Annotated in this window: 28 protein-coding genes; 10 read left to right on the top strand and 18 right to left on the bottom strand. The window is 37.1% G+C overall.

From position 1 onward, the window contains the following. Positions 1-61 precede the first annotated feature (61 nt). The 4 genes from thiL to ACMA47_RS10840 all read left to right on the top strand — a co-directional run bounded on the left by thiL (position 62) and on the right by ACMA47_RS10840 (position 4,424). Entirely contained in the window at positions 62-1,114 is a 1,053-nt protein-coding gene (gene thiL / locus ACMA47_RS10855) for a thiamine-phosphate kinase (RefSeq protein WP_253315874.1), read from the top strand. Between the two features lie 92 nt (positions 1,115-1,206). Continuing rightward, entirely contained in the window at positions 1,207-2,025 is an 819-nt protein-coding gene (locus ACMA47_RS10850) for a helix-turn-helix domain-containing protein (protein ID WP_413929803.1), read from the top strand. A 169-nt stretch (positions 2,026-2,194) separates the two neighbouring features. Next, the gene (locus ACMA47_RS10845; RefSeq protein ID WP_413929802.1) at positions 2,195-3,430 is read left to right on the top strand and encodes a multidrug effflux MFS transporter; all 1,236 of its coding nucleotides are present in this window, start codon (positions 2,195-2,197) and stop codon (positions 3,428-3,430) included. An 85-nt stretch (positions 3,431-3,515) separates the two neighbouring features. Beyond that, positions 3,516-4,424 (top strand): DUF6268 family outer membrane beta-barrel protein, encoded by a 909-nt coding sequence (locus ACMA47_RS10840; protein WP_413929801.1) that lies wholly within the window; start codon positions 3,516-3,518, stop codon positions 4,422-4,424. 53 nt (positions 4,425-4,477) lie between these two features. Here ACMA47_RS10840 and ACMA47_RS10835 read toward each other — a convergent pair whose 3' ends face one another. From ACMA47_RS10835 to pepT, 7 genes are all read right to left on the bottom strand, one after another. After that, entirely contained in the window at positions 4,478-5,212 is a 735-nt protein-coding gene (locus ACMA47_RS10835; RefSeq protein ID WP_413929800.1) for a LytR/AlgR family response regulator transcription factor, read from the bottom strand. Further along, positions 5,193-6,263 (bottom strand): sensor histidine kinase, encoded by a 1,071-nt coding sequence (locus tag ACMA47_RS10830; protein ID WP_413929799.1) that lies wholly within the window; start codon positions 6,261-6,263, stop codon positions 5,193-5,195. The genes ACMA47_RS10835 and ACMA47_RS10830 overlap by 20 nt, the downstream gene beginning before the upstream one ends. 79 nt (positions 6,264-6,342) lie before the next feature. Continuing rightward, positions 6,343-6,936: a porin family protein gene (locus tag ACMA47_RS10825; protein WP_413929798.1), complete on the bottom strand. Its 594-nt coding sequence runs from the start codon at positions 6,934-6,936 to the stop codon at positions 6,343-6,345. A 152-nt stretch (positions 6,937-7,088) separates the two neighbouring features. Further along, positions 7,089-7,322 (bottom strand): hypothetical protein, encoded by a 234-nt coding sequence (locus tag ACMA47_RS10820; protein WP_185103601.1) that lies wholly within the window; start codon positions 7,320-7,322, stop codon positions 7,089-7,091. A 165-nt stretch (positions 7,323-7,487) separates the two neighbouring features. Next, positions 7,488-8,795, bottom strand: a complete 1,308-nt coding sequence (locus tag ACMA47_RS10815; protein ID WP_413929797.1) for a hypothetical protein — start codon at positions 8,793-8,795, stop codon at positions 7,488-7,490. Positions 8,796-8,950: 155 nt separating this feature from the next. Next, entirely contained in the window at positions 8,951-9,517 is a 567-nt protein-coding gene (locus ACMA47_RS10810; protein WP_413929796.1) for a hypothetical protein, read from the bottom strand. A 6-nt stretch (positions 9,518-9,523) separates the two neighbouring features. Continuing rightward, positions 9,524-10,771: a peptidase T gene (gene pepT, locus ACMA47_RS10805; RefSeq protein WP_413929795.1), complete on the bottom strand. Its 1,248-nt coding sequence runs from the start codon at positions 10,769-10,771 to the stop codon at positions 9,524-9,526. A 187-nt stretch (positions 10,772-10,958) separates the two neighbouring features. Here pepT and ACMA47_RS10800 point away from each other — a divergent pair, with 187 nt between their 5' ends. Together ACMA47_RS10800 and ACMA47_RS10795 are read left to right on the top strand one after the other, a co-directional pair. After that, positions 10,959-11,807: a hydroxymethylglutaryl-CoA lyase gene (locus tag ACMA47_RS10800; protein ID WP_062672973.1), complete on the top strand. Its 849-nt coding sequence runs from the start codon at positions 10,959-10,961 to the stop codon at positions 11,805-11,807. Between the two features lie 175 nt (positions 11,808-11,982). After that, entirely contained in the window at positions 11,983-12,819 is an 837-nt protein-coding gene (locus ACMA47_RS10795; protein WP_413929794.1) for a sulfurtransferase, read from the top strand. A gap of 53 nt (positions 12,820-12,872) precedes the next feature. On the opposite strand, the gene ACMA47_RS10790 is transcribed toward ACMA47_RS10795, so the two are convergent. From ACMA47_RS10790 to ACMA47_RS10745, 10 genes are all read right to left on the bottom strand, one after another. Then, a complete protein-coding gene (locus ACMA47_RS10790; RefSeq protein WP_034691980.1) occupies positions 12,873-13,199 on the bottom strand; it encodes an SUF system Fe-S cluster assembly protein in 327 nt (108 codons plus the stop codon). A gap of 3 nt (positions 13,200-13,202) precedes the next feature. Further along, positions 13,203-13,904 carry a 3'-5' exonuclease gene (locus ACMA47_RS10785; protein WP_413929793.1) on the bottom strand — a complete coding sequence of 234 codons (702 nt, stop codon included), beginning with the start codon at positions 13,902-13,904 and terminating at the stop codon, positions 13,203-13,205. 19 nt (positions 13,905-13,923) lie between these two features. Then, positions 13,924-14,271: a tRNA-binding protein gene (locus ACMA47_RS10780; protein ID WP_034691975.1), complete on the bottom strand. Its 348-nt coding sequence runs from the start codon at positions 14,269-14,271 to the stop codon at positions 13,924-13,926. Then, positions 14,268-14,777, bottom strand: coding sequence for a hypothetical protein (locus tag ACMA47_RS10775; protein WP_413929792.1), 510 nt, complete (start codon positions 14,775-14,777; stop codon positions 14,268-14,270). Before ACMA47_RS10775 ends, ACMA47_RS10780 begins: the two co-directional genes overlap by 4 nt. 126 nt (positions 14,778-14,903) lie before the next feature. Continuing rightward, positions 14,904-15,914, bottom strand: coding sequence for a trypsin-like serine peptidase (locus ACMA47_RS10770; protein ID WP_413929791.1), 1,011 nt, complete (start codon positions 15,912-15,914; stop codon positions 14,904-14,906). Between the two features lie 73 nt (positions 15,915-15,987). Then, complete coding sequence (locus ACMA47_RS10765) at positions 15,988-16,833, bottom strand: caspase family protein (protein WP_413929790.1); 846 nt, start codon at positions 16,831-16,833, stop codon at positions 15,988-15,990. 262 nt (positions 16,834-17,095) lie between these two features. Then, complete coding sequence (locus tag ACMA47_RS10760; protein ID WP_034691955.1) at positions 17,096-17,740, bottom strand: response regulator transcription factor; 645 nt, start codon at positions 17,738-17,740, stop codon at positions 17,096-17,098. Beyond that, positions 17,737-18,507: a sensor histidine kinase gene (locus tag ACMA47_RS10755; protein ID WP_413929789.1), complete on the bottom strand. Its 771-nt coding sequence runs from the start codon at positions 18,505-18,507 to the stop codon at positions 17,737-17,739. Before ACMA47_RS10755 ends, ACMA47_RS10760 begins: the two co-directional genes overlap by 4 nt. Positions 18,508-18,520: 13 nt before the next feature. Then, positions 18,521-19,165: a hypothetical protein gene (locus ACMA47_RS10750; RefSeq protein ID WP_413929788.1), complete on the bottom strand. Its 645-nt coding sequence runs from the start codon at positions 19,163-19,165 to the stop codon at positions 18,521-18,523. A gap of 13 nt (positions 19,166-19,178) precedes the next feature. Then, positions 19,179-19,724 carry a hypothetical protein gene (locus ACMA47_RS10745; RefSeq protein WP_413929787.1) on the bottom strand — a complete coding sequence of 182 codons (546 nt, stop codon included), beginning with the start codon at positions 19,722-19,724 and terminating at the stop codon, positions 19,179-19,181. Between the two features lie 246 nt (positions 19,725-19,970). Here ACMA47_RS10745 and ACMA47_RS10740 point away from each other — a divergent pair, with 246 nt between their 5' ends. Next, positions 19,971-20,840 carry an ATP-grasp domain-containing protein gene (locus ACMA47_RS10740; protein ID WP_413929786.1) on the top strand — a complete coding sequence of 290 codons (870 nt, stop codon included), beginning with the start codon at positions 19,971-19,973 and terminating at the stop codon, positions 20,838-20,840. A gap of 142 nt (positions 20,841-20,982) precedes the next feature. Here the strand turns inward: ACMA47_RS10740 and ACMA47_RS10735 are convergent, their stop codons facing one another. Continuing rightward, positions 20,983-21,807: a universal stress protein gene (locus ACMA47_RS10735; RefSeq protein ID WP_413929785.1), complete on the bottom strand. Its 825-nt coding sequence runs from the start codon at positions 21,805-21,807 to the stop codon at positions 20,983-20,985. 229 nt (positions 21,808-22,036) lie between these two features. Here ACMA47_RS10735 and ACMA47_RS10730 point away from each other — a divergent pair, with 229 nt between their 5' ends. From ACMA47_RS10730 to ACMA47_RS10720, 3 genes are all read left to right on the top strand, one after another. Beyond that, the gene (locus ACMA47_RS10730) at positions 22,037-23,155 is read left to right on the top strand and encodes a sensor histidine kinase (protein ID WP_413929784.1); all 1,119 of its coding nucleotides are present in this window, start codon (positions 22,037-22,039) and stop codon (positions 23,153-23,155) included. Continuing rightward, entirely contained in the window at positions 23,152-23,916 is a 765-nt protein-coding gene (locus tag ACMA47_RS10725; RefSeq protein ID WP_413929783.1) for a LytR/AlgR family response regulator transcription factor, read from the top strand. Before ACMA47_RS10730 ends, ACMA47_RS10725 begins: the two co-directional genes overlap by 4 nt. A 270-nt stretch (positions 23,917-24,186) precedes the next feature. Continuing rightward, positions 24,187-25,308: an efflux RND transporter periplasmic adaptor subunit gene (locus ACMA47_RS10720; RefSeq protein ID WP_413929782.1), complete on the top strand. Its 1,122-nt coding sequence runs from the start codon at positions 24,187-24,189 to the stop codon at positions 25,306-25,308. Positions 25,309-25,336 lie beyond the last annotated feature (28 nt).

The following is a 25,336-nucleotide window of genomic DNA, read 5'->3' as shown; positions in this document are numbered from 1 at the left end:
AGTTTGAGGAGCAATTTTTATATCATTCATACTTTTACATTGAACATTAATACAAAATATCATGTTTGAAGATAAATCACAGGAGCTGACGCCCATTTCAAAATTAGGAGAATTCGGTCTTATTAAACATTTGACAGAGCATTTTCCTTTATCCAACGAATCTTCAGAACTTGGAGTAGGAGATGATGCGGCAGTTATTAATCCTGATAACAAAAAAGTAGTTCTTACAACAGACGTATTGGCGGAAGGCGTACACTTTAATTTAGGGTATGTTCCTTTAAAACATTTAGGCTATAAAGCGGTGGTGGTAAACCTGAGCGATATTGCAGCAATGAATGCAACGCCTACACAGATATTGGTTTCCCTTGCGGTATCTAACCGTTTTCCAGTGGAAGCGTTAGAAGAAATCTATTCCGGAATTCAGGCTGCATGTGGAAGATACAAGGTTGACCTTATCGGAGGAGATACAACAAGTTCCAATTCAGGTCTGGTGATGAGCATTACCGCTGTAGGAATTGAAAATGAAGAAAACATCGTAAAAAGAAGCGGAGCAAAGCCAAATGATCTTCTTGTGGTAACAGGAGATTTAGGCGGAGCCTATATGGGATTACAGATTCTGGAAAGAGAACACGCTGTTTATCTTGCTGATCCTAATATGCAACCGGAAATGGAAGGTTACGACTATATCCTTGAAAGACAGCTGAAGCCTGAAGCAAGAACAGACGTTAAAAAGATTCTGGAAGAACTGGATATTAAACCAACGTCTATGATTGATATTTCAGATGGTCTGGCTTCCGAAATCCTTCACCTTTCGGATCAATCCAATGTAGGATTCAGATTGTACGAGGAAAAAGTTCCGTTAGACAATCTTACGATCTCTACAGCAGATGAAATGAACTTAAATCCTGTAATGACGGCTTTAAGTGGTGGTGAAGATTATGAACTTTTATTCACTATTTCATCAGAAGATTTTGATAAAATTAAAAACCACCCTGACTTTACCATTATCGGGCATGCCGTAGAAAAAGAAGAAGGAAACTTTATGGTAGCCAGAGGATCTAATCAACTGGTAGCTCTTACTGCTCAGGGATGGGATGCTTTTTTAAGCCAATAAAATCGAAAAATTATATTTAATTTTAAATATTGTAAGAAAACCGTAGTATTTTTTGCTGCGGTTTTCGCTTTCTCTGATCAAAAACATTAGCAATGAATTCATCTGAAAAAAATATTCCCGTTCATAATCTGGTGTCTGAAGAATTTCAGGTCAATACTTTAGAAAATGGACATCCGGAGAACTTCGAGGATATTCATAGACATAATTTTTTTGAGATTATCTGGTTCAAAGAAGTGCATACAGACAGCCGTCTTGAACTGGATTTTGAAAGCTATACCGTAAAAAACAACCAGCTCTGCATTATTGTTCCCGGACAGGTTTTTAATATGAAACTCCGCAATGAAAAAGGCTATGTGCTGGCCATAAGCAAAGAAATTTTCAAAGAAGCCTGTGATACGGAAGTCGTTCTGGCCAACGGTGCAAGACCTTTCTTTTTGGATGCAGAAAGCAGTGAAACCGGAAATATGCTTATTTCAATGATTAAAAGAGAATATCTGGGATCCGGGCGTGTTGAAATTTTAAAGGCTTATCTGAGAGCTTTCTGCCTCATCATTACAGATCAGATCACGATGCAGAATACTGCAGAAGATGATAAACCGAGAATTCAGCAACTCGCAGCGTTGATAGAAGAGCATTATATCACAGAGAAAAACACAGATTTTTATGCTGAACAGCTCAAAATAAGTGCCCATCACCTCAATGACATTGTCCGTCTTTCCAGAGGAACAACAGTGAAAAAAATGATTGCCCAGAGGCTTATTCTGGAAGCCAAAAGAGAACTCAGTTTTGGTGCTTTAACAGTAAAAGAGATTGCTTTTAAACTGGGTTTTAGCGATGCTTCCTACTTTTCCCGGTTTTTTAAAAAGCATACCCGGCAGAATCCGGAAGGGTTCAGGCCTGGAAAAGGTTAATCCTCAGAATGTTCCTTTGTTTCTTGTTTTAAATAAATAATTCGGGTGTAATCAGATTGGATAATCCTCAGTTTGTGCTATCCTTCCTTCAGTTCTTTTATTGAAAAACGATACTTTTTACAGCAATTTTGCAGTTGAAAAAATCGCCTGCGAAGGCTTATTGTTATTTATGAAGAAGAATTTGAGCATTGTAGTGTTTATTCTCGCACTACTCAACACGTTAGAGTCGCTAAGTATAGATCTTTATCTTCCTGCTTTCCCAAGTATGGCGAAGATTTTTAATACCGATATCGGGCATATTCAGGTATCCATTTCTGTGTTTTTTGCCGGATTTGCTTTCGGGCAGCTGTTATGGGGACCTTTATCAGACAAAAAAGGAAGAAAACCCATGTTGTACTGTGGACTTTTGCTTTTTATTATAGGAGCTACAGCCATCTATTTTACCTCTGATATTTATGTATTATGGGCGATGCGTTTTCTACAGGCATTTGGAGGAAGTGCCGGAATTGTTATCGGAAGGGCAATTATTATTGATCTCTATGATAAGCATAAAGCCGTTACCATCTTTTCACAGCAGTCGCAGATCAGCGGTATTGCTCCGATTGTAGCTCCGTTACTGGGAAGCGTATTCCTTAAATTCTGGGGATGGAACAGTTCTTTTGCTTTTTTATGCATTATGGGGCTGATTACCTTTTTCATGGTTTACAAGTATGTACCTGAAACCAATACCAGAATCCATCTTTCCGATGATGAGATGTTGAATGAAAAGGGATTAAAAGATCAGCTGAAAATGATCATTTCCAACAGAGACTTTATCAACAGCACTATGGTAGGAAGTATTGCCTTTGCTTCTTTGATTATTTACATCTCCAATGCACCGTTTTTATTCATGGAGATCCATGGTTTTTCGAGCAGTACATTCAGTTTTATTTTTGCTTTTAACTCACTGGCATTGATAACAGCCGCTTATATTACGCCTAAACTGATCAAAAGAATAAGCAATTCAACTCTTTTATTTGCTGCTACAATTGTTCTGTTGGTGGTATGTACCCTTCATATTCTGATTGCAGCTGAAAATCTGTCTGTAGCATTGGAAATTGCCATGTTGTATCTGTCATTACTGGCTATCGGAATTTTGTTTCCTATTACATCAGCTCATGCATTGTCTCCATTCAAAAAAGGAAGAGGAACTGCAGCGGCACTGCTGGGCTTTATGCAGTTGATGGTAACCTTCTTAATATCAGGATTGATAGGTTTCTTAGAAGCAGACTCTATTATTCCTATGGTTGTAACACGTTCTGCAATGGCATTGATTGCAGTGTGGTTCGGATACCGAATTTTTAAAACTCAAAAAAGAGAAAGCTTAAACACCAGTTCTGATCCGGAAATTGATCCTGTTATTTAATCCGGTTGTCATACAATCCGGGCACTTAATCAAGTATTTTTTGTAAAAAATAGTCAAAGGGTTCTCTTTGCATAAAATTTAAAATATGAAAAGAACCCTTTCGACAGCTTTATGCTGTATACTGCCATTAGGATATTGGGTGAATGCACAGTCCGGGCTCTCTGCAGAACTTAAAACAGAGTATATTCCTGCTTCCAATTACATCAGACCTGAAGACAGTACAAAGACCAATTCTAAAAGTGATTTTAAAAGAGTAGACCTGAATCTCAGCATTCCGTTATCCGTAAAAAAAGATACTGACGGGAAGGTAAGGTCGTGGTCTATGCTATTGAGTGGCTCTTATGCAAAGATGACCCATAAAAACTACGAAACTCCGTTGTTTCCGGATCAGATGCTGAATGCACAGATCGGAATACAGCATATGAGACCATTAGGCAAAAAGTGGAGTATGATGATGATGGCATCCGTTGGAGTGTATACAGACCTTGAAAAAATAGATTTTGATGATGTGCTGGGGCAGGGTGGACTTTTATTTATCAGACATTTTAATTCTAATATTTCTTTAGGTGGAGGTCCGGTGCTTACGACGGCTTTTGGAGTTCCCATGATTTTACCCTGGATTTATTTCGATTGGAAAACGAATGGTAAAATTAAGTTTAAGATCAATTTCCCGGAAGGGATGGAAGCCGGATATCTTTTCTCAGATAAATTTACTTTAAAGGCTGTTGTAGAACTGAACGGAATGACTGCAGAGAGAAGTATAAACGGAAAATCAATGTTGCTAGGGTATCAGCAGATCACTGCAGGACTCAGACCGGAATTAAAAATCAATGACAGGCTTACTTTGCGCCTTACAGGAGGAACTGCCATATTGAGGAGCTTCAGCGAAAATGATCGGAAAATCAGCAGTATTTTCAGAGACAAGAAGATCGCAGATCCTAGATTTTCAAGCACATTTTACGCAGCAGTATCACTCCGCTGGAATCTCCCATAAAAAAATGCTGGAAGCCTGGAATTATTAAACTCCCTGCTTCCGGTTTCTTTCTTCTATTTACTGATTAATTTCTTATACACCACCTGATTAAGCAGTTCTTCCTTTCGGGTACGGGATATGGGAAGCTCAATTTTATTAATGAAAAGACGTCCTCCTGAAATCATATCAATATGGGTAATATTGATGAGGTATGATTTATGAATCCTGAAAAAATGATCAGATGGAAGAGATTCTTCAATAGCTTTCATAGTCTGATGGATGATCAGTGATTTATCTTTAAAATGAAGCTTGGTGTAATTTTGCATACTTTCAATGTACAGAATATCTACCCATGAAATTTTAATGAAAGTATCAGACTGCCTTACATAGAGAAAAGGATCATCCAGAGTAGTGTTGTTGTTTAATTTTTCCCCAATGATAAACTGCTGCTGCGCCTTATTAACTGCCTGATAAAAACGGTTAAAAGCAATGGGCTTTAAAAGGTAATCCACAACCTGCAGACGGAATCCTTCCAAAGCATATTCTGAATAAGCTGTGGTAAGAATGCATAAAGGAGGATTTTCAAGCTGTTCCAAAAATTCCAATCCTGTAAGATAAGGCATGTTGATATCCAGGAAAAGGAGGTCTATTTCACTCTCTTTTACTTTGGTATCGGCTTCCAGAGCGGTAGCGCATGTTCCTTCCACCGATAAAAAGTCAATCTGGTCTGCCAGTTCTTTAAGGTGGAATCTTGCCAGAGGTTCATCATCGATGATCAGGCATTTCATTTTAGGAATCGTATTGCTCATGATGGTCAGAAAGTGTTAGCGTTAAAGTTATTCTAAAGATATGATGATCTGTTTCAATTTTTAAATCATGGGAATCAGGATATTGTAATTTCAACCGTTTCCTTACATTTTGAAGACCAATTCCACCCGTTCCGTCTTTCTTTTTATAGGTTGCCATATCCGAATAGGAATTTTCAACATAAAAATAGAGATGATTGTCTTTTTCTTTACAGGAGATTTTTACATAGCCATTATGTCCAGGAAGCCTGCAGACATACTTAAATGCATTTTCTATAAAAGGGACGAGAAGTAAAGGGGCTATATAGGCTTTTCTGTTATCAATTTCCCAGGAGGCTTTTACGTCCAGTTCATTTCCCCATCTCAGTTTTTCTACCTCAACAAGGTTTTGAAGATACTCGATATCCTTATCCAAAGGAACCATAGCCTGATTGCAATGATACAACTGATACCTGAGAATATCCGAAAATTTCATCAGTAAAAAATCTGCCAGCTGTGTATCCGTCTTCATCAGAATATGAATATGATTCAGAATATTAAATACCACATGGGGATTGATCTGATCCTGTAAAAGTTTGAGCTGGTTTTCCAGATGAGCCTGCTGCAGTAGAATATGATCCCGCTCTATTCTTCCATGTTCTTTATAAAATTTGATGCCGCATGCTGCTCCGTTGATCAGAAAAGAGGCTGGTAAAGACATGTAAAAACCTTTCCACAAAAAAGGGAGCTGGTCTGAAAAGCTTTTGGGAAGCTCATCTTTTGGAGCAACCTCAAGATAAGTAAAAATAACAGCGAAGATGAGACTCAATATGAAAATAACCATGACAACCTGTATCAGAAAACGTTTCATTTTTTTTTCCCGTAAAGCTTTCGGAAGAAGCTTATTGGTCAAAAAATGAGTGAAGGTAAAAGAAGAAAATGTAATGATAATGGTTTGAATCATAGCGAGATACTTCTCTGTTGTAATCTGAAAGTTACACCAGAGTACAATAGCGAGAACAAACCAGAAGATAAATGTAAATATGTATTCTTTTAAAACAAAAGGTTTTGTCATGGAACAGGAAATAGATTAATAAAAAAATTAGAAACTGCAGGGAAAACAGTTTCTAACAGGTAAAGATAATTTAAGTTTTTTAGAACAGGAAATAACCTATTCCGAGGGAAAAACTGTGGGGTTTGGACTTAAAATCTTTACTGATGCTGGTAAGACCGGTTTCATACCTCAGATCTACCGTGAAGTTTTTATAATCTAATCCTACGCCTCCCGTAACGCCAATATTGGATTTGTCAAACTTTTTAAACCCTTCCTGAAGAGCCTGGGAAGTAGACACTTTATCGTTGAAAGCATAGCTGTAAACCCCACCTGCAAATATCCTTACATTAAAATCATCAGCTTTAATCAGTTTATATCCTACCATTACAGGAATATCAATAGCGTTCCAGGAAAGTTTTGAAGAGCTTCCGTCTTGGGACTCGAATGATGTTTTCTTTTTGTTGAACAACGCTTCCCCCTGTACGTACAGTTTTCCGATATCCATTCTTGTCATGACTCCTGCCTGATAGCCGAATCCATATTTCCCTTCCAGTGAAGATTCTGTGGAGGTTTTTGTAAAGTTTGCCCCTCCCTTGACCCCAATGTGAAAAGCCGGAGTCTGTTGTGCTTTAGTTTCTATACCGCAAAAAATACATAATAACAATGCACTTAGCGCGAAAAATTGCTGCTTCATAAATTAATTATTGTTAAAAATCTAATGCAAAACAACAACGATGAAGCGTGGAATGAAATTTTATTTGATGAATGGCAGAAACGCTTTGACAAGGATCTGTTTTAGGATGAAAAATAAAACCCGGAAGTTGTGATACTTCCGGGTTTCTATTATTAAAAAGGTTGTTCTTCACAGATGGAAGGAGGAACGCATCCGCCACCGCCCGGATTTCCACCGCCTCCTACAGCGATGCATTGTCCCGGATTTCCGTCTTCATACATTTCACAGGCATATCCCCAGGCACATTGGCAGTCGTCCTGACAATTGTAAGAGTTTCCTCCCATATGACAGCCTCCATTTCCGCTTCCTAAAATTTCAGATAAGTCTTTTCTCAAAAGTTTTTTCATTGTTTTCATGATAATTTGGTATTAAATGTTATTGTTTAATAATTGTACATCTTTGTAAATATAATAAAATTGTCTTAATGTGTTGTAAATGAATTTTATGGATGCTTTTATATAAACAAAAGCCACTGTGAAAGTGGCTTTTTATGATCAATAGAAAAAGAGGTCTTAGAAACTGAATTCCTTCTGATACAGTGTACGTTCTTTTTGGAAAAGAGGAATGGTTCCTTCATATCGTAAAGGAGCGATTCCAAAACCATAGAACATATCGGCCTGGATTTTACCTTTTACAGTAATCACACCTTTTCTTGCAGGAACCAATGTTAATCCTAAAGATGAAAGGGCAGAAGCTCTTCCTTTTACCCCTGAGTTGGCAATAGGAATGGTAAGGAACATGAGTCCTACAGCTCCTTTTGCTTCTAAACCACCTTCAGCAGATAAATTTCCTTCTGCAAGAGTGATGGCAGGTTCTGATTTCTTTTGAAGATTAATATTAATCTCCGGAGTTTTGCTTACTAAAAAGTTAGCATTTCCTTCAAGATCCAAAAGCTTTGCCTGTACTTTTCCTGTAGCCTGTACTCCCAGAAAAGGTCCGGCAGAAAGGGTAGGACTTAAGATCAGTCCTGTAGGTCCCAAAACGATAGGAACGATAGGAATATTCAGATAGTCTGTAGTACTAGCGGTATAGCCCAGGCTTCCTACAATAGTTGCCGTACTCTGAAGTTTGATATCATCCATGATGAGGTTAACATAGAAGTTGGACAAATGTCCCCATGAGAATGTGATATTATAATCAATCTTTGGTGTAAATCCTCCTTGAACATTTACGCTGGATGTTCCTGCAGAAGTTAGAGGAAATGAATAAGTTTTATTAAAATTATAACGGTTGAAAGTAATTAATTTCTGATTCTGAAGGTTTTTAGCTTCGATAGAATGTATTCTTTGATTGATCTGGTCAGAAACCATCCCTTCTACAGGAATGTAATTAACCATTTTTCCATCAATATTAACAGGAGCTTTCCCTGATGGATCATACACGCCACTAAGTGTTCCGCTGTAGATAAACTCTTCAAGTTTTGCACTGGAAGTCTGTACTTTAAACTGGTTATTCAATTTTGAAACAGAACTTACTTTCGAAAGAATGGTGTTCACCTGATCACCTTCTATCTTAGTCCCTACAATAACAGTTCCTATAGAAATACTGTCAGTTTGCGGTGTCATACGGCTAAATGTAATTTCTCCTTCATTATGAGTAGAAATGGCATTTACTGACTCATCATTCAGAATAATAACATTCTTCTGTAAAGTCAGATTTCCCAAAGTCTTCATAGGAGTAGACTCTGCAGGTTTTTCAACAGGAGCATCCGCCGGATCATCCTGAGAACAAGACGTTAAAAGAAATAAACAGAAAAAAGAAAAAAGAAAAGAAAAGTAAAAATTTCTGTTGATTTTGAAATGGTTGGATTTCATTTTCATATAAAGTGATTTTAAGGTTTAATCAAAATTAAGTGAATTATTTAAAACTTACAAAAGAATTGTGTTAAATTAATATCAACAACATAATGATCTTCGATTATGTTTTCAGTATATGAAAAATAAAAACCCGCTATCAGAATAGCGGGTTTTGTATATTATTTTTTAAAAGACATTACTAAAGGAATAGTAACATTGGAGGAGGCGGGCTTTCCTTTGTCTTCTGCCGGTTTCCATTTTCCTTTCTCTTTAATCCTGTAAAAAGCGGCTTCAATGAATGCATTTACATCTTCATTGTTTCCTTTTACATTGGGATTAAGAGCATTCCCTTTAGAGTCCACAACAAAACTTATTGTTGCTTTGTAAGAATCTGAAGAAAAGTTGAGAAAATCAAGGTCTACAGCTTCAGATAATAGCTTTTGAAAAGCAGCCTTACCTTTATCATATTCTGCTTCCTTACTTACTTTTGTTTTTACAGGAGGGTCTGCTGAGATCATTTTCTGATCCTCCAGAGAAGCCTTATCTAAAGCGGTTTTGTAAGCCGTTATTTTATCCTCTGTTAAAAGCCATTCTTTCTTAGTTCTTAAATCATTAGGCTTAGGATATTTATTATACAGAGCAGTTTTCTTTCTTTCATAGCGCGAATCTGCCCTCTGAAATTCAGAAACCTGAGCACTGCTGAAAATAAAAGTGAAAATGAATGCTGATGCTAAGACCTTTTTCATGATTTATTAAGCTTTTACAATATTAATAATTACTTCAGTTGCTTTTTCCATACTTTCCAAAGCGACATACTCATACGGTCCGTGGAAGTTGATTCCTCCAGCAAAGATATTCGGGCAAGGAAGTCCCATATAAGAAAGCTGAGCACCATCTGTACCTCCTCTGATCGCTTTGATCTTAGGTTCGATACCAGCTTCAGTCATTGCTTTAGCAGCAAGATCTACAATGTGCATTTTACCTTCAAATTGCTGCTTCATGTTTCTGTATTGCTCCTTAATCTCCACTTCAGCAGTTCCTTCACCATGTTTTTGATTGAATTCTGCTACTTTTTCTTCCATGATTTTCTTTCTGGCTTCAAATTTATCTGCATCATGATCACGGATAATGTATTGAAGTTTTGCTTCAGAAATATCAGCGGTAATGTCCATTAAGTGATAGAATCCGTCAAAACCTTTTGTTGTTGCAGGCGTTTCGTTAGCAGGAAGCATTTGAGCAAACTCAGCAGCTAAAAGAGCAGAATTGATCATTTTTCCGTACGCGTAACCAGGGTGAACACTTAATCCGTGGATTTTTACCACCGCTCCGGCAGCGTTAAAGTTCTCATATTCAAGTTCTCCAACTTCTCCACCATCCATTGTGTAAGCCCATTCTGCACCAAATTTAGCAACATCAAACTTATGAGCACCTCTTCCGATTTCTTCATCCGGAGTAAAGCCAATAGCAATTCTTCCATGTTTGATCTCAGGATGAGCGATAAGATATTCAGCTGCTGTTACGATCTCTGCACAGCCTGCTTTATCATCAGCTCCAAGAAGAGTAGTTCCGTCAGTAGTAATCAACGTCTGACCAATATATTTTTTTAAGCTTTCAAATCTTGAAGGAGATAAAGTGAATCCTGTTGTCTGGTTCAAAAGAAGATCATTTCCGTCATAATTTTCCCAAACCTGAGGTTTTACATTTTCTCCGCTGAAATCCGGTGAAGTATCATAATGTGAAATAAACCCGATGGTTGGTCTGTCATCGTTTTCAAGGTTAGAAGGAACATAGCCCATGATATAACCGTTACTGTCTATAGAAACATTTTCAAGACCGATGGTCTTCAGTTCTTCAGTAATATAGTTGGCAATATCCCATTGGCGCGGAGTAGAAGGTGTCGTTTCACTTTCTGCATCACTGGTTGAATATATTTTTACATAGCTAAGAAAACGGTTCAGTAATTTTTCTTTCCACAAAGGGTTGAATTCTATTGTACTCATCAGATATCATAAATTTTAACAAAGTTAGCAAATTTGATGCTGAGAATACGTTATTTGCGATTTAATATCAGTTATTGAAATTATAAATCAGATATAAATCTTTGAAAATCAAAATAGTGTTAGCTTTGTATGTACAGTATACCAAGTAGTTTAGTTTTATTATATTTGAGAAAATCAAAAAGTAAAAATGTTTCTTACCGAATGTCCTAGAGATGCCATGCAGGGATGGGGAGAATTTATCCCTACCGATAAAAAAATAGATTATATCAACTCCTTAATGGATGTTGGCTTTGATGTATTGGATTGTCTGAGTTTTGTTTCTCCAAAAGCGATTCCACAGATGGCTGACTCTGATGAGGTGGCAAAAAATATCGACAAATCACGTTCAAAAACCAAAGTTTCTGCTATTATTGGTAATTACAGAGGTGCCGAAAAAGCATTGAAACACGAGTCAGTAGATATTCTTGGATTCCCTTTCTCTATTTCTGAAACTTTTCAACATAGAAATACCAATAAAAGCCAGGAAGAAGCTTTTGATGAAATTATTAAAATGCTTGAACTGGTAAAAAGTGAAGGAAAACAGCTTAATATCTATTTCTCGATGGCTTTTGGAAATCCATATGGTGAAATGTGGAAATGGGAAGATGTTGACCAGTGGGCACAAAAATTCTCAGATATCGGAGTAAAAGATATCTTATTATCAGATACTACCGGAGTGGCAACTCCTGAAACGATTGCTCTTTTGTTTGAAAAAATACCTTCAAAATATCCTGAAATCAACTTCGGGGGACATTTTCATAACCGTTATGAAGATTCCTATTCAAAATTAAAAGCGGCTTACGATCAAGGCTGCCGAAGATTTGACAGTGCCATCAAAGGAATCGGAGGATGTCCTATGGCTAAGGATGATCTTGTAGGAAACATGCCTACAGAACAGGTGATCAATTTTATGAGTGTTGAAAAAGCAGAGCATAAACTGAACCTTCTGAACTTTGAAAGTTCTTATAACAAGGCGAAGGATATTTTTCATTTTTAAGATGAATAGATCTCTCGCAGATTTTGCTGATTAAGCAGACTTCTTTTCTATCTGCGGGATCTGTAAAATCTGTGAGAAAACTATCAATAGGAGCGGGCTTTAGCCCGCTTTACTATATTGAAATATACATGGCTTTAGCCAAAACATAATTAAATTAACTCCAAAATCAACAAAAATGTCTCCAATCATTTCATCATCCGAACTCAAAAATATTCCAACAGTAAATCTCATCATTCTTGATGCAAGAACAGGAAAAGAGGTAAAACAAAACTACCTTGAAAAGCATATTAGCGGAGCAAGATTTATTGATCTGGATAAAGATCTGGCTGAAATAGGAGAAGATGCAGCTTTTGGAGGCAGGCATCCGCTTCCTTCTGTAGAAAAGTTTGCTGAAACGCTTTCTGATCTTGGGATATCAGAAGAGGCTCATATTGTTATCTATGATGATAAAAATGCTTCCAACGCAGCAGCGCGTGCCTGGTGGATGTTAAGATCTTTTGGACTTGAAAAAGTTCAGGTTCTTGATGGAGGAATGCAGGCAGCAGAAAGAGCAGGCTTAGAATTTTCTTCCGGAGAAGAGACATTTAATAAAGCAGCTTTAATTAAAAGAAATGATTGGGTACTTCCTCTTTCGAGCCTGGAAGTTGTTGAAAATGAATTGGAAAATGATTCTTCTACAGTTGTTGATGTAAGAGATGCCTATCGTTATAAAGGCGAATCTGAGCCTATTGATCTGGTAGCGGGGCATATTCCGGGAGCGATCAATATTCCTTTTTCTGAAAACCTTGATGAAAATGGAAACTTTCTGAGCCCAGAAGTCTTAAGAGAAAAATATGCTAAGTTATTACAAAATAAGCCTGATCATCTGATCATTCACTGTGGATCGGGAGTTACTGCCTGCCATACTATTTTAGCTCTGGATTATGCAGGATTTCCCATTCCGGATCTGTATGTAGGTTCATGGAGTGAGTGGAGCAGGAGAGAAGGAAAAGAAATTGCTAAAGACATTTAAAAACAAAACCCCGAAAAATTATTTTCGGGGTTTTATATTGTTAAAGGTAATTTTTAAAGCATTCCCAGCTCAAACTTTGCCTCTTCGCTCATCATATCCTTATTCCAGCTTGGTTCGAAAGTAAGCTCTAAATCTACACTTTTTACGTTCTCTACTTCAGCCACTTTATCTTTTACTTCCTGAGGAAGGGTTTCTGCCACAGGGCAGTTGGGAGTAGTAAGGGTCATTATAATTTTTACGTCAGCATCATCGGAGATCTGGACATCGTAAATCAGCCCTAATTCGTAGATATCTACCGGAATTTCAGGGTCATATACGGTTTTTAGTACACCAATGATTTCCTCACCAATGTCAGCAATTTGATCGTCTGTAAATTTCATTTTTTAATCTAGATTGATATTCCTTTTCAACAAATCTTCCTGACGCATACGCCGGAAAATATTTGCCAAAGTTAAGACATCTTTTTCACAATAGTCAACAATTCTCTGCAAGTCTTTTTCTATGTAGTAAATTGATGAAACCATTGAGCCGTCAATATCATCTTTCGGAGTAGGAATACCAAAGACATGGGCCAGTAATTCCAGCGATACAAAACTCTTATAATCTCCAAATTTCCACAGTTCCATTGTATCGATGTGAGGAACTTCCCATGGTTTTTTTCCAAACATCTGAAACGGAGCAGGAGGCTGCATTCCATTGATAAGATAGCGTCTGGCAATCCACGGAAAATCAAATTCTTTTCCGTTGTGGGCACAGAGAATCACATTGTAAAGTCTTGGGCTGTTGAAAATTTCTCCAAATTCCTGAAGCATTTTCTTTTCATCATGTCCGGAAAAGCTTTTTATTTTTAAGGTTTCATTCTTTTCAACCATTCCGATGGTGATGCAGATAATTTTTCCAAATTCGGCCATAATACCGGCTCTTTCATAAAATTCTTCTGCGGTGACATCATCTTTTCTCTGAAATTTTGTTTTTTTGTCCCACAGATACTGATCGGTTTCGGATAAATCGTCCCATGATCCAGCTTGTGGAACGGTCTCAATATCAAGGAATAAAACTCTTTCTAAGGGGATGTTCTGTATCATATGTGTTTTTGTTGGGTGTCTATCCTACCTGCATTCCATTTTTTGTAGGCAATGAAGGAGCTAAAAGAGTAACATCTTTTTTGTCCTCACCATATAATCCTAACACAAGACATTCACTGAAGAAATTGGCAATCTGCTTTTTAGGAAAATTGACAACCGCTAAAATCTGTTTTCCTACAAGTTCTTCTTTTTCATAAAGAGAAGTAATTTGTGCCGACGATTTTCGGATTCCTAGGTCTCCAAAATCTATTTCCAGCTGATAAGATGGGTTTCTTGCTTTTTCAAAATCATTCACAGAGATGATGGTCCCGCATCTGATGTCTATTTTTTCAAAATCTGCCCAGGTGATATCTGGTTTTACTGTCATGGTAATTCGTTGATTAAATGTTCTACTTCTACTTTCTGTTCTGCATATTTTTGTTGCAACACTGAGCCTTCACCCATTCTTTTATAATATTCCAAGGCCTTTCCTCCAAAGAATTTTTTATGAAAATCTGAAACCTCAGGAATCTGCGGAAATACTTTGTGAAAAAGCATCTCATAATACGCCTGAAACTCCCTTTCATTTTTGTCTTCAATAACCTGTCCGGGAGCCTTTTGTCTTACATGAAGCATTTCATGGGCTACCATATTCAAAACAAGGTTCAGGTCAAAATCAAATAAATTTTTCGGGATCATTACAGTCTGTGGTCCTCCCAGCTCTCCTTCTGCCGTAAGAAGCATTGAAGTAGGAGAGAGTTCTTCCCTGAATCCGAAACCTGCAAAGTTTTCATGCTCCAGCTCAAATGAATGGATCAGGTATTTTGCTGCATCCAGAATCTGGTTATGTTCTTTGTAAGCTTCAAGGTGTAAGTTGATCTGCTCGAAATTCATCTGAAATATGTTTTAAACAAATGTATTAAAATATTGAGAATACTGACTCAATTGGTCTGTTATTTTAGTTTACATAAAAAAGCCTGCCCCGAAAGGCAGACTCTTGATTGAAGCTAAAAAAATAAATTAAGGATGTTCATTTCTTGCTCTGATGACCAGATTGACTAAATCTGAGCCGCCACTTGCAAAATTATCGCTTGGATTATGCGCGCTTTGAGTAGCCACAGCATACGGAGAACCGTCCCAATATCCCCAAAAAGGACCTCCGCTTTGTCCAGGCCATATATCTGCCTTATGGCTCATGCTTTCGTTGTCATCAGCACTCCAGAAATCTCCATCCAGTGCGATACCTGTTTGGTAGGTAGGTCTTTGCGTTCCTGTAAGGTCTCCCGGATATCCTGCGTGAGTCCAGTAAGCTCCTCCATCCCATGAATCTGAGTAGGATTTTGAGCCTAACCAGCCTGTGCTGTTTCCGATAGGTCTGTCTAACACAATCACTACATAATCGTATTGGATTTCTGTAGAATCAATCGTTGGGCCAGCAACTTTATACTTGTAATAGGTTAATGTACCCCAAGCCGTTCCGTATGGAGCGCTTCCGTTGTAATACATTGGGGTGAATTTCAGCCATCCTGTGGTATTATTAGGCTGCCAGTCTACAATATGAGAGCAGGTAAGAAGGTGTCTTGGTCCGATCATCACACCACTTCCTGATCCTAAAGAACTTTCCACTCTTCCTACACATCTCCATGGATAGGCTGTAGAATTATATACTTTTCTCTGATCTGCTCCAAAAATAGTTCTTGCATTTTCCTGAGTCAGGAAAGAATCTCTTTCAATAAATTTAGGTTTACGGTCTTTTTTAGGTTCCAGTTTTGGATTATATTCAAAATCAGCATGGGTAGGGTAGAAATGGTCAGTTTCCAGAGATCTGTTTTCTGCTGTTTTTTCATCCATAGGCATTCCTATAGTTTTCATCCCTTTAGGAAAAGTTCTTCCGTTAATGGTTTCCATAGCCGGAGCCTGGTTGAATAATTTTTCAATGGCTGATGGTTTTTCAGCTGATTTTGCTTTAACAGTTCTAAGTCTTAGAACTTCTTCAGCGGTCATTGGATTGTTGTTTTCAATTTTAGACATGATTATTATTTTTAATCTGGTATATTCCTACTCTTTTGATGGCTTTTCGGATTCCGCCGTAATGGTTGTATGATTAAGTGAATATTTTTTGTGAAAATTCTGAAGTCATGCTTTCCGTCTGGTTAATTTGCGCTGCTCCCATAGCGGCTAAGGCGATAGCAACCTGTTTATCCAGAGTTTTTCTGACGATATTTCCATTCGTAGCACGCAATATTTTACAGAAATGATAGGTGAAATACCCTCGAATTTGTCCACTGATATTTCCTTCCATCGATACCTGATTGTCTTTCGCTGCAGCCCATAACGTGTGATTCATTCCGGTAACAGGCACAAGGGCTTTAGTAAGAACAGTTGATTTTTTTGAACTTTTAGAAGTCTCCATTTCACTGGCGTATGTCAGATAAAATTCATCCTCAAGCATTGGAGGAATGTAACGAGCGGTTTCATTCAGAAAATCTGCTTCCAGTCCCAGATCCATTTTTCGGGTTCCAGTTCCGGAATAACAGCAGTCGAAAATGACTTCCATATTCACTCCGGCTTTTAGCTTACTGAGAACGGTTTTAAAATCATCATCACGAATCACTCCGTTATTGGCATAATCGTGCGGACAAATAGCTTCATCCAGACCATCCAGTTCCAGATCTGATCCTATATTAGCCACTCTGGTTCCGTGTCCTGAATAATAAAAAACCAGAGAATCTCCTTTTACACTTGTGCTGATCATGGATTTCAGATAGTTCAATATATTCGCTCTTGTAGCATTCTGATTGGTCAGGATTTTAATCTTTGCCGGACTAAAACCACAGATAACCAATGTATTTGCCATGTCTCTCGCGTCATTTACACAGCCGTTAAGATCGGGACCTCCGTATCCGATGGGTGCATAATCATTAATACCTACGATAAGTGCTTTTTTCATTGTATTAGTTTTAAAAATATTCCCTACTCTGTTTCGGCTTTTCGGGGGCTGCCTTTCTGTGTTTTTTTCTATGACAAAATTCCATCATTCCGAAGGACAAAAACAGAGGAGAAAACCGTATTTTGAAAAAGGAAAAACACCTTTTTATTTGTATATGAATGGGTTATGAAGAAAAAATCCGGCAGCTTGAAAAGCTGCCGGATACATAAAAAGAATGTAAAGATGTTTGTTTTTTCAGGTAATAATAAGGTTGAAAATTAAATTAGCACAGATCATGTTTCATGGCAAAAAGCACCAGACCCGCTCTGTTTTTTATATCCAGTTTCACAAAAACCGAATCTCTATAGCCGTCAATAGTTTTTGGACTGAGGCACATTTTGTCAGCTATTTCTTTGTAAGTGAGTTCACTGCAGGCCCATTTGATAAACTCTTTCTCTCTGTCTTTCAGCTCTGAAAGCAGAGATGCATTTTTGGCCTCTTCTGTTTTTACTTTTAATAACTTTTGAGCCACAAAATCAGTATAAAAGCTGCCTTTCTCAAATACCGTATCAATAGCCTGGAAAAGAATGGAGGGCTGCATGTCTTTCAGCAGATAGCCTTTAGCGCCTGCTTTAAGCATTTTAATTAATATTCTTTCATCATCATCCATGGTAAGGGCAATGACTTTAATATCGGGATAATGCTCTGTAAGCCATTCTGTAGTTTCTATACCATTTTTATAAGGCATATTAACATCCATCAGTACTACAGCAGGTAATTCTGAAGCCTTTTCCACACCAGCAATAAATTCTTCTCCATTGGGATGATTCATAATGACCCGATATTGAGTGTTTTCTGTGATCATATTCTCCAGTGCTTTGGAGATTAAGGTATGATCATCAACGATCGCTATGGGAATAGTTTTCATAATAAATTTTTATGATAGGTTATCAATGTTTGTGTTCCTTTATTAAGTTCTGAGTGTATAGACAGTTCGGCATGAATCAGCTTGGCTCTCAGTTCCATATTTTTCAATCCTGAGCCATCCTGAATAATGCTTGTATCAAAGCCTTTTCCATTGTCTGAGATACTGATGTGTAGTTGTTCACAATCATCCTCCATTTGTATGGAAACATTTTTGGCTTTGGAGTGTTTCAGAATATTGTTAATACTTTCCTGAATAATCCTGAAAAGGATCAGGCCATGTTTGGGAGAAATATCAATATCCTGTTTTTGGGTGATAAATTCTATTTTCAATAATTTTAGTTTTTTGATCCTTTTAACTTCTCTTTCAATGGATTCTGCCAGTCCGAAATGAATGATCTGTTCAGTAATCAATGTTTTAGACAGGTTTCTGATATCCTGTATACATTCGCCCAATAATTCATTGAGTTCGATGAGGTCTTCTTTTTCTGTATTTTGGAGTTTGGTAATCAGTTGGTTTTGGCGCAAACGAACGACGGATAGTTTCTGTCCCAGATCATCATGCAATTCCTGCCCGATATAATTGAGGGTCTGTTCTTTCATTTCTACCTGAGAAGTCGCCAGTTCCTTTTCAAACCGAAGATCTTTTTCTTTTTGCGCAATCAGCAGTGTTGTTTTTTTCTTGATAAAGACCGCATAAATGAAGATCATTGTCAGTACAACGATGAATAAAGTAATCGTAAAGATGATGACCAAATTATTCTCTTCCATATCTGAAAAGCATTTATCTTATTCTTTCCTGTTTATTCCAGATTAAACCTAATATAATTATCCCGTTACTGATCAGATTCAGCATAAATAAAATAAAGAAATAAATAGTCTCCGAAACAGTAGTTCTGAAAAAAAGTATCGGAATACTTCCAATAAAAAATATCATTAAAGATACTGATATCCAGAAGGGTAAATAGTTTTTAATTTCTAATATTTTGTCAGAATTAAAGGTTTGGTACAGGAACAAAATAATTGAAAACAGCAACAGAAGAATATCTACATAGAGCATATTAAAAGAAAAATGATGAAGCAGATCATCTTCTGTATAAAACATAACAACAATATTGAGCACAAAAAGAATCAGAATAATCATCTGTATCTTTTTGAGCAGCGGAACATACAGTAATTGGTAATAATAAAATAAATACAGAAAAAAGACAATCATTAAAAAACCAATCACATAAAAGATGTCCGTAGGCAGATTTGTCAGCTTGAAATAGAAATAACAGGAAATATCAATCAGGGAAAACAACAGATATCCAATGATAAAAAATAAATTTTCCTTTCCGGTTTTTCTATATTTTATGATCATTAAAATCATCACTATAATGGATATGATCATCGATATCTGTTTCCCTGTTTCAATATTCCAGTTCATAATTTTGTGTTTTTTAAGGCATTGTTCCGGATAACGTTTTTGGTGGAGGTGCCAGATTGGTCATGTTCATAGATTCTATAGAAGGAACATCTGTATTTTCTTCAGTTGTTGCTGATCTGGCCATGGCCTTGTCTCTTTCTCTTTTTTGGGCGGTAGGAACCAGAAATATGGTTTGATAGCCTGCATATTCAGGTTTTGCCATTCTGTTTTTAGGATGATTCATTGGATATTTTCCCATGTAAATCCTGATTCCCGGATTTTTTAATTTTTGTTTTCTGGCATTTTCTTTTACATATTTAATATAACCTTCCATATCTTCAAGCGAAAACCAGTACCATCGCGAATCGGGTTCACCGTTTCTGTACTTCATGAGAATTTCATGATTGGTTCTGGTGTACTCATCAAAAAGAACCCGGCCTTCACGATAGCTGATCAGTTTCTTTTTATAACTGTTGCTAACGGGTTCTTTAGGAGGTTCGGAGCAGCTGATCAGACAAGAAGTCAAAATAAATGCTGCACAAAGCAGAGATAAAATCTTAGTAAAAAAGGAAGTTTTCATTTTTATGGTTTTTAATTTTATGGAACAAAATTAGCTAACGGCACAACTATAAAAAAGAGGGAAAACACTGTTTTTATCCTTTACTAAATTTACGACTTTTTGATACTCAAATAAATAGAATGTGTTAATTTGTTTTTCTTTCCGGCAAAATACCCAATTGTATCCTTCAAAATAAAAAGATCTGTGTCTCTGTTTATGGGCAGAATATTCCGAAATTGAATCAGAAATAAAACTCAGAACAGAAGCATGAAAATCACAATCACAGGCTATAAAAAAGAAGAAAAATTTTTACAGGGAGTAACCAACGATGAGGATACGGAACTGATTAATTTTTTACTCAATAAAGGATTAGACATCGTTCCCACCATCTGGAATGATCCAAATGTAGACTGGAACAGCTATGATGTAGTTGTCATCAAATCTCCGTGGGATTATCACAATCATTTAAGTGAATTCCTGAACTGGCTGAACAACCTCAAAAATTCAGGAATAAAAGTATTGAACCCTGTTGAGATCATCCAATGGAACAGTGATAAGCATTATCTGAAAGATCTTGAAGAAAAAGATCTTCCTGTAATTCCCGCAGAATATATTGAAAAAGGATCTGTATTGGGAAAACATTTTTTTGATCATTTTAATACTGAAAAATTGGTGGTAAAACCGTGTGTAAGTGCCGGAGCACAAAATACAATTACTGTAAGCAAAGATAATTTCAACGAACGTTCTGCAGAAATTGAAACCCTTCTGAAAGAGCAGGATTATATGGTGCAGCCTTTTGTAGAGGAGATTAAAAATGGAGAATGGTCATTTCTGTTTTTTAATGGAAAATACAGTCATTGTTCATTAAAAACACCTAAACAGGGAGATTTCAGGGTGCAGCATTATCATGGAGGAAGCATCAGTTATCCTGAACCGAATCCTTTGCATATAGAACAAGCGGGGTTGTATTTGAAAAGTCTTCCGGAAGAAACTCTTTATGCAAGAGTAGATGGCGTTTTAATCAATAATGTATTTCATTTAATGGAATTGGAGCTTATAGAGCCTTATTTATTTTTGAATGGTAATCCTGATTTACTGGAAAACTATTATGAAGCACTAATGGCTCTGACAAAATAATTTAGAGTGAATAATTTTTTAAAATTAAAATAAAAATAGGACCGGAAAGAGATTTCCGGTCCTGTTAAACAAGATTAAGTGTAAAATTTAGCCTTTAAAGGCAAAAAGGATAATTCAAATGTGAACAGATTTTTATTGATGCTTAATCTATGTTTAGGGGAATTGATAGTAATGGTATTTTATTCTTATAAGCCATGATGGCTGTTTTACTTCGATGAAACAGGGATTCCACAAGATTATATTTATAAGGAACCATGGTTAAAAGGTCTGGCCCCGTCAGTCTTATTTCCTCTTCAATCGCCTTGATCACTTCAATAGATTGAATCATTTTAAAACTGTACTTGATATCATCCAGATCATATCCCGAGTTCAGGTCAATATCATGAATAACCTCAGCAAAATCTTCTAATCTTTCACTTACATTGAATACCTCAATCTCAGCATTAAACTCATTAATAAAATGGTAAATATCATTCATGGCAGACCAGGTCATGCTTTTGTGAGTATCATAGGCAAAAAGTATTTTTCGGATTCCCGTATATTCTATGTGGGCAGGAATAATGAGTATCGGTTTTTTTATTCTGTGAATGGCCCTTGTCACACTGTTTCCTAAAAGCTTTTGTTCCAGTGTTTTCTCCGCCATTCCCATCACCACAAAATCACATTCGTGGAGTTGCATACAGTTTTCAAGCTCTTCAATAAAATTGCCGGAAGCCAGATGATGTTGGGTTTCGACAGCATATAATCTTTTAAGCTCAGCTACCTTATCCTCCAGATGTTTTTGATTTTTAATCGTTTGAGTGTAGAAAAAATCAGCTGAAGCCTGTGCATTCAAAGCATGGATAGAAACGGTTTGCAGATTAAAAAGGATAACCCTGTATTTATTTTCTTTAGCCATAGAAGCTGCATAATGAGTGGCGTTTTCAGCTTCCTGGGAAAAATCTGTGCAGACAATTAATGTTTTCATTGTACCGGATTTAATACCACAAAACTATGATAGACAGCTATTCCCTTACTCTAAAAATGATGTGATGTTGCATAAAATGATGATGAAATGTCTTTTTCAGGTGATGAACCGTCACATCCATTTGAACACTGTTATTTTACGTTTCATGTCCTGTTTTGGCGGTCTCGTCTAAAATGGAGGATACTCATATAAAATCTATTTCTATATTTACATTCATAAAATCCCGGATATGAATAGGATTTCTACCATCAGGAAAAATATAGTACGGAATAAGAAGATTCTTTCCACCATGAAAAGGAGGCTCGTAATCTGGGCTCTGGCTGTAGTCACTTTCTGTGTTTTCTCCTACCTTATTGATCCCTTTGATCCTGTTTGGAAAGGATATCTGGACGCTCCCATGAAGATGATTCTGGAAGATGCCACATGGATTGTCTTTTTTTCCATCATCATTTCAGAGGTAAGTATATTTATTGACAGAACACTCAATAAGTGGCTTCCCTGGAGAAACAGAACCGTAAAACGACTGTTCATCCAATGCTTGCTCCAGATCGTAGGAAGTGTGATGATCGTGATCATTATTAATGCTATCGTAGACTGTACCTCAGTGACATTACCCGAAATGGATTCCCGCAAAGAATATACACTCCTGGGACAATGGATTGCAACCAATATTGTAATATCGTTGATTATCAGTGCTTTTAATACCGTAGATTATTTATTGGAAAACTGGAAAAAAACAGCAGTAGAAGCGGCTCAACATAAACTGAGGGCTTCCAAACATAAGCAGGCTGCGATGGCTGCTGAACTTCAGGCTCTTAAGCTGCAGATAGATCCTCATTTTATTTTCAATAATTTAAGTGTATTGTCAGAACTCATTCTGGAAGACCAACAGCTGGGCTATGATTATTCTGAGAAGTTTGCAAGAGTATACAGATATCTTTTAGTCAATTCCAAAAAAGACATCATTGCCGTAGAAGAGGAACTCAAATTTTTAGAATCCTACATTTTTCTGATTGAAAAAAGAATTGGCGAAGGCGTTATATTCAAAATAGATATTGAAGAAGAATACAGATCCAAATTTACCCTTCCACTGTCTTTACAATTGTTGGTTGAAAATGCCATTAAACATAACCAGACTTCAAAGGTAAATCCTTTGGAAATTCATGTTTATACGAATGCTCAGGGCGAGCTGGTAGTCTCCAATACATTTCTGCCCTTAATCAATAAGCCGGATTCCTCAGGAGTAGGGCTTACCAATATTGTTGCACGGTACGAAATCTTAGGATATCCTAAACCTGTGATTGAAAGAACAGAAGATAAATTTATTGTAAAACTCCCATTGATATGAAGATTAATAAAGTTTTAATCGTTGAAGACGAAAGACCGAATGCTGACAGATTAAAAAGACTGCTGTTAAAGTTAAGACCACATATCGAAATTCTGTCTGTGGAAGACTCGATCACCTCAACGGTACACTGGCTGGAAAATAATGTGGTTCCGGATGTTATCATGATGGATGTGCGCCTGGCAGATGGACTCAGCTTTGAAATATTTAACAAACATGAAGTTAAAAGTGCTGTCATATTTACCACAGCATATGATGAATATGCAGTACAGGCATTCAAATACAACAGTGTGGATTATCTTCTGAAACCTGTTGAAGAAGAAGAACTGGATGCTGCTTTAAAACGCTATGAAACCTTTATGGAATCCGTTCCGGTAGTAGGAACAGCCATTGAAGGACTGTTGAATTATATCCAGCCGAAAGACTACAGAAAACGTTTTCTGATCGCACACAGAGACGGATATAAAACCGTTCTGGCAGAAGATATCTTATACTTTTACACCGAATTGGGAATCAGCAAAGCGATGCTGAATACCGGAGTGGTAGAAAATGTTCCGCAAACTCTTGAAGAACTTGAAAAACAGTTGGATCCTAAATTCTTTTTCCGCGCCAACAGACAATTTATCATCCATATCAATTCTGTAAAACAGATTTTTAATCATTTTAACGGAAAATTAAAGCTTGAATTGAGGAAACAGCCTGATCTGGAGGTCATTGTAAGCCGGGAAAAAGCTTCCATTTTCAAATCCTGGATGGATTATTAATTCTTTAAAAATATAAACGAGATTGCTTTTACCTAAGGCAATCTTTTTTGTTTCACTTATGAAATGCCTTAATTCCTCTTTGGCGATTTCACTCTTATTTCCACCCGAAAATCTCTTTTTTATCACAATAATAAACGAAAATAGCGGTTTTCTTTTCATTTTTCCTATCATACGTTTCACCTGCGATTAACGACACTTCACCCAACTTCTGAATGAATATCACTATAAGATGAAGTTATTTTGCTCCTGTAAAATTTAAAAACCAATGTTATGAATTACAGAAAAGGATATCTGGTACTTTCACTTACAGCTGCAGCGATATTGTACTCATGCGGTTCCGGGAACGGCCAGGAAAATGCTCAGCAGATGCAGCAGGCATTGCCTACAGATTTTATCCAGGTGAAGTCCGGAGATGCAGATGTGTCTACAGGATATCCGGGAAGCATAGAAGGACAGGATAATGTAGATATTAAAGCACAGGTGACAGGATATCTGGAAGCAGTATATATCAAAGAAGGACAGTATGTAAGCAAAGGACAGACCCTTTTCAGAATAAATCCATCCGTATACAACGAACAGGTAAATACCAATGAAGCCGCCTTGAAATCTGCTATTGCAGCCCAGGAAACAGCAAGACTTGAAGTGGAAAAGCTGAAACCTCTTGTAGAAGGAAAAGTAGTTTCCGATATGCAGTTGAAAACAGCACAGGCAAGTTACAAAGCAGCATCGGCACAGGTAGCACAGGCACAGTCATCCTTAGGATCATCAAAGATTAATGCCAATTTTACCTACATCAAAGCTCCGGTTAGCGGATACATCGGTAGAATTCCCAATAGAGTAGGAAACCTTATCAGCCCGTCAGATGCTTCTCCGTTGACAACACTTTCAAGCATCAACAGTGTGAATGTATACTTTTCAATGAATGAAGCTGATTTTATTGCGCACAGCAAAGCATCGGCATCAGGAAATACTGCAGAAAATGTAGAGCTTATCCTGGCAGACGGTTCCACTTACTCTCTTAAAGGGAAACTGGAAACTGCCAGCGGAAACTTCGACAGAAACACTGGAAGCATCCAGATGAAAGCTGTTTTTCAAAATCCTGATAAATTGTTAAGAGCCGGAGGAACAGCTAGAGTTATGATTCACAATGCCCTGAACGGAGTGATCAGACTTCCGAAAACATCTGTAAAAGATATTCAGGACAGATTCTTTGTCTATAAACTGAATGGTAAGGATAAAGTAAAAATGACTCAGATTACCGTTTCAGGAAGTACTTCTCAGGATTACTTTATCAAAGAAGGTGTGAATGCAGGAGATAAAATTGCCATCAACAGAATTGATGCCCTTACAGACGGAGCACAGGTGGTAGCACACACCGTTCCTTTGAAATAGTTGTATAACCATTCTTAGAAAATTCAAA

Origin of the sequence: Chryseobacterium sp. T20, from assembly GCF_047345655.1 — a bacterium.
GTDB lineage: Bacteria > Bacteroidota > Bacteroidia > Flavobacteriales > Weeksellaceae > Chryseobacterium.
This window is presented reverse-complemented; position numbering and strand designations above follow the sequence as displayed.